This window comes from Kitasatospora sp. NPDC022856 (assembly GCF_055561235.1).
The window spans coordinates 1-5,377 of sequence record NZ_JBVHHE010000102.1 but is presented as its reverse complement, the minus strand read 5'-3'; the positions used below and the strand labels follow the sequence as shown (position 1 = coordinate 5,377).

3 protein-coding genes and 2 pseudogenes are annotated in these 5,377 nt (G+C 71.5%); all 5 read left to right on the top strand.

Annotated features, from left to right (window positions below; genetic code table 11):
• Positions 1 to 90, top strand: a pseudogene (locus ACZ34W_RS38285) (ATP-binding protein); the annotation flags it as partial.
• 401 nt (positions 91 to 491) lie between these two features.
• Positions 492 to 3,968, top strand: a complete 3,477-nt coding sequence (locus tag ACZ34W_RS38280) for a sensor histidine kinase (RefSeq protein WP_465611070.1) — start codon at positions 492 to 494, stop codon at positions 3,966 to 3,968.
• A gap of 10 nt (positions 3,969 to 3,978) precedes the next feature.
• The gene (locus tag ACZ34W_RS38275) at positions 3,979 to 4,392 is read left to right on the top strand and encodes a roadblock/LC7 domain-containing protein (RefSeq protein ID WP_030057391.1); all 414 of its coding nucleotides are present in this window, start codon (positions 3,979 to 3,981) and stop codon (positions 4,390 to 4,392) included.
• A gap of 160 nt (positions 4,393 to 4,552) precedes the next feature.
• On the top strand, positions 4,553 to 5,251 hold the full coding sequence (locus tag ACZ34W_RS38270; RefSeq protein WP_329489723.1) for a DUF742 domain-containing protein: 699 nt from the start codon (positions 4,553 to 4,555) through the stop codon (positions 5,249 to 5,251).
• Positions 5,232 to 5,377: pseudogene (locus ACZ34W_RS38265) on the top strand (ATP-binding protein); the annotation flags it as partial. The gene ACZ34W_RS38270 and the pseudogene ACZ34W_RS38265, both read left to right, overlap by 20 nt.

Here is a 5,377-nt window from a genome sequence, read left to right as displayed (position 1 = left end):
GTCATCACCCTCGACGCCCGACGACGCGACAGCGCCAAGAGCGCCCTCATCACCCTCGTCGAACACGCCCTCCTCGCCCGCCTGCGCTGAGCGGGAACCCGCAGGTCGCACGCCCCGGTGCCCCGCCGTCACGGTCGGGCACCGGGGCAGCTGCGGCTAGGGCGCGGGTGTCGCCGCGGCGGCCCGCGCAAGACCCCTACATAAGCAGCGGATAACAGTTCGGTAGGCATTTTGTGATCAACAGTGACCATGCGTAGCGAATTAGCATCGCTCAGCGCCAGAAGACCAAGGTTTTGCCCCTCGATGTCGGCTAATGTCCGGATTGCTCCACAGCAGGCCGCCATCGACACCTGTTTGTCCCCCACCCCTGCACGTGCTGAAATTCCAGCTACCCCTAAATCCATTTCGGCAGTCCCACCACCAGCGGGCCGCTGCCAGGGGTAGCGCTGGATTGATCCATGGCCGCCAATCGGCCGAGAGGTTGTTGTCGAGTGAGGCGTAAGCAGCAGGTCGCCCCGCAGCGGCGCTCCGAGCCCCGCCAGAGCGAGCCGAACGGTACCGCAACGGACCCGGCCGGATTCTCCGCGTTCACGCCGGTCGAGGAGCGACCCCCGGCCCCCTCCCCGAAGCCGCCGGCCGCCTCCACGGAGCGCCGCAGCGGTGGCTCGGCGGACGACGGAGGCAGCGGCGGCAAGGGTGGTCGGTACGACTTCCTCCGGCCGCGGAACTGGCGTGTGCCGGCCCGTCTGATAGCCATCCTGTTGATCCCGGTCATCATCGGCCTGATCTTCGGCGGCCTGCGCGTCAACACCTCGGTCGACGGCTACGTCAAGGCCTCCCGCGCCGAGAAGACCGCCCGCCTCGCCAAGGCGGCCACCGAACTCGCCGAGGCGCTGGAGAACGAGCGCGACAAGTCGCTCAGCCCCCTGCTGACCGGCCAGGACCCGAACGGCGACGTCCCGAAGACCCGCGCCACCACAGACACCGCGCTCAAGGCGTACAACGCGGCCTACGACGCCAGCGACAAGTCCGCCGAACTGCCCCACCGGCACGCGGCCTTCCAGAGCATGGTGCTGTTCCTCCCGCACCTGCGCGACGTCGCCTACAAGCCCGAGCTGTTCGCCACCGCGACCCAGTCCGCGTACTCGACGATGATCGCGCCGCTGCTGGCCTACGACAACTCGGTCGGCCTCGGCAGCAGCAACATCACCAGCAAGGGCCGCGCGATCTACGCCATGTCGCTGGCCAAGGCCTCGGCCTCGACCCAGCGCGCGCTGATGCTCCACCTGCTGGTCGGCATCTCGGCCCAGTCCACCACCCGGTACGAGAACGCCGACCTGATCCAGCAGCTCCTGGTCTCCCAGAAGCTGGAGCAGGTCTCGCTCTCCGAGTTCAACACCGGCAGCGCCCCCGAGGACGCCCAGCGCTACTCCGACGCCCAGGTCGCCCAGGCCGCCGCCGACCAGCGCGCCGCGTACCGGATGCCGAACGGCAGCGTGCCGACCATGACGGGCCTGCTGGGCCTCGGCGCCGCCTACACGCAGGCCGCCGCCGAGGGCCAGTCCAAGGGCAAGGCCGCCGCCGACGCCGCCTACAAGGAGGCCAAGGACGCCGGTCTGACCAAGGAGAACTGGGAGCAGGCCTCCAACACCCACATCGCCAGCCTGCGCGCCACCGAGGTCGCACTGCTGGACGACGTCCTCAACGACGCCGCCGACCTGCGGGACAACGCGCTCTACGACGCCATCCTCAACTCGGCGATCGTGCTCGCCGCGCTGGTCCTCGCCGGCGTCCTCACCGGCTACGTGGCCCGCTCGATGATCCTGGGCATGCGCACCCTGCGCAACGCCGCCCTGGAGATCGCCGACCACCGCCTGCCGGACCTCGTCGAGCGGCTCTCCAAGACCGACCCGGACCGGGTGGACACCTCGGTCAGCCAGATCCCGCTGCACGGCAAGGACGAGATCGGCGAGGTCGCCCGGGCCTTCGACCAGGTCCACCGGCAGGCGGTCGCGCTCGCCGCCGAGCAGGCCCTGCTGCGAGGCAACGTCAACGCGATCTTCACCAACCTGTCGCGCCGCAGCCAGAGCCTGATCCAGCGCCAGCTGGCGCTGATCACCGACCTGGAGAACAACGAGGCCGACCCGGACCAGCTGGAGAACCTCTTCAAGCTGGACCACCTCGCGACCCGTATGCGCCGTAACGGTGAGAACCTGCTCGTCCTCGCGGGCGAGGAGGCCGGCCGCCGCTGGAACACCCCGGTCCCGCTGGTCGACGTGCTCCGCGCCGCCGCGTCCGAGGTGGAGCAGTACGAGCGCGTCGAGCTCTCCGGCATCCCCGAGGCCGAGGTCGTCGGCGCCGCCGTGACCGACCTCGTCCACCTGCTCGCCGAGCTGCTGGAGAACGCCACCTCGTTCTCCAGCCCGCAGACCCGGGTGCTGGTCAACGCCACCCGCCTGCCGGACGGCCGGGTGCTGATCGAGATCCACGACAAGGGCATCGGCCTCACCGCCGAGGACTTCGCCGAGATCAACGAGAAGCTGGCCGAGCCGCCCACCGTCGACGCCACCATCTCCCGCCGCATGGGCCTCTTCGTGGTCGGCCGGCTCTCCCAGCGGCACGACGTCCGTGTCCAGCTCCGCCCCTCGGGCGAGTCCGCGGGCACCACCTCGCTGGTCATGCTCCCGCCGTTCCTGACCCAGATGGGCGCCGCCCCGGAGCCGGAGGAGCAGTTCACCGTCTCCCGGATCTTCGCCGAGCAGGAGCCGTCCGCGGCCGACTGGGCCGCCGAGGTCCAGCAGAACCAGCCGCGCAGCGCCGCCGAGCTGGGCTTCGACGACCACCTCACCGGCAACGGCAGCGCCGGGTCCAGCGGCTTCAGCCCGGCCCTGGAGGCCGTCCAGCGCTCGCAGCGGCTCGACCAGGTCCGCCGCGCGGCCCTGGAGTCCGGCCCGCTCGGGCCGGAGGAGCGGCAGGTGCTCGACGCCGAGGTCGAGGAGGAGTACCCGGCGTACGGCCGGCGCAACGACGAGGGCTACGGCCAGGACGGCCAGGACGGCCAGCAGGGATACGACCAGTCCGGCTACGCCGACCAGCAGTACGGCTACGACCAGGGCGGCTACACCCAGGACGGGTATGCCCAGGACGGCTACGCCGGGACCGAGTACGGGCAGAACGACTACGGCCAGGACGCCTACGGCCGGTTCCCCCAGCAGGGTTACGGCGACGACCAGTACGGTCAGGACCAGAACCAGGGCCAGAGCCAGAGCCAGGGCCAGGACGACCAGTACGGCCAGTACCCGGGCTACGACGGCTACGCCGACGAGCAGTACGGGGCCGAGGAGGCCCCGGCCGGCCACCCGTACACCCCGGAGCCGCCGGCCCTGCCGGCCGCCCAGCCCACCGCCACCCTGCCGTCCGGGCTGCCGCAGCGCCGCCCCGGCCAGCAGCTGGCCGGCGGTGGCCCCGCCGCCGCGCCGCAGCAGGGCGGCGGCCAGGACACCGGCGAGACCCCGAACTGGTTCACCGGCGCCAAGGACACCTCGGCGCCCGCCGAACCGCGCGGACACGAGGTGTCCGCGCTGGGCGGTTACGGTCCCACCGGACCGACCGGCCCGACCAGCGCCGCCTGGCAGTCGCCCAACGACGGCGCCTGGCAGCGTGCCGAGCAGCTGCGCGAGCCCGCCTCCGGCGGGACCACCTCGTCCGGCCTGCCCCGGCGGGTGCCCAAGCAGAACCTGGTGGCCGGCAACGCCAAGCCCACTCCGCAGGACGGGCCGCAGGTCTCCCGCAGCCCCGAGGAGGTCCGCGGCCGACTCACCAACCTGCGCCGCGGCGTGGAGCAGGGCCGCAGCGCCGGCAACACCGGAAGCTTCCGGATCGACCCCGATCAGGTAGACCCGTCCGGCAACGGACAGCAGAACCGCAGCACCGATCTCTTCGGCGGCTCGAACCACCAGGAGCGTTGAGTTGAGTCAGATGAGCCAGGCCGCACAGAACCTGAACTGGCTGATCACCAATTTCGTGGACAACACCCCCGGGGTGTCGCACACGGTGGTGGTCTCCGCGGACGGCCTCCTGCTGTGCATGTCCGAAGGTTTCCCCCGCGACCGCGCCGACCAGCTCGCCGCCGTCGCCTCCGGCCTCACCTCCCTCACCTCCGGCGCCAGCCGGATCTTCGAGGGCGGCGAGGTCAACCAGACCGTCGTCGAGATGGAGCGCGGTTTCCTCTTCCTGATGGCCGTCAGCGACGGCTCCGCCCTCGCCGTCCTCGCCTCCCCGGACTCCGACATCGGCCTCGTCGGCTACGAGATGGCACTGCTCGTCGACCGCGCCGGCGCCGTCCTCACCCCCGCACTCCGCGCAGAACTCCAGGGCAGTCTCCTGCACTGACGGTTCGTCGGATACCGTCCTGGTATTCGAAGCACCTCCACGCCCGTCCCGGGCCCGCTTCGGCGGGCTCGGGTTCGGACGTTGTACGGCCTTCGCACCACCGGCTCCGGACCCGTCCGGGGCTCGCACCGCACCGCCGCACCTTGTGAGGAGAGGAACCGTGACACCGCCCGACGACCGCAGCGGCCAGTACGGCGTTCCGTACCCTGGCACGGGCCATGACGCCTTCGGAGCACCCGGCGTCGCCGGCCACGGTCAGCAGCACGGCCAGTACGGCCAGTACGGCCAGCAGCAGTACGGCCAGCCGTACCCGCAGGAGCAGTACGACCAGTACGGCCGGCAGCAGCCCTCGTACGACGCGCCCCCGGCCGGCTGGCCGGCCCCGGGCAGGACGGACGGCCACCTCCCCGGCCGGCACTCCGCCCCGGCCCCGCAGCCCGGCCGGCACCACTCCGGTCCCGGCCAGGAGCCGGCCCAGGAGCCGGGGTACGTCGAGGAGTTCGAGGACGACTACGACTCGGGCCCGCTGATCCGGCCGTTCGCGATGACCGGCGGGCGGACCAGACCGCGCTACGAGCTGGCGCTGGAGGCGCTCGTCTCGGCCGACGTCGACCCGCAGCGCCTGGCCACCCTGCTCCCCGAGCACCAGCGGATCTGCACCTTGTGCACCGAGGTCAAGTCCGTCGCCGAGGTGTCGGCGCTGCTCTCCCTCCCTCTGGGGGTGGCCCGCATCCTCGTGGCCGACCTGGCCGAAGCCGGCCTGGTCGCCATCCACCAGCCCGCTTCCGGCGGCGAATCCGGAAACCAGCCCGACGTCACGCTGCTCGAAAGGGTCCTCAGTGGACTTCGCAAGCTCTAACGCGGCCGCCCCCACCCGCGCCACCACCTCCGCGAAGATCGTCGTCGCCGGCGGCTTCGGTGTCGGCAAGACCACGCTCGTCGGCGCCGTCTCCGAGATCAACCCCCTGCGCACCGAAGCCGTCAT

Bases quoted from the DNA above. Each gene is read 5' to 3' on its own strand.
- ACZ34W_RS38275 (WP_030057391.1), top strand. From the start codon at position 3,979: ATGAGCCAGGCCGCACAGAACCTGAACTGGCTGATCACCAATTTCGTG.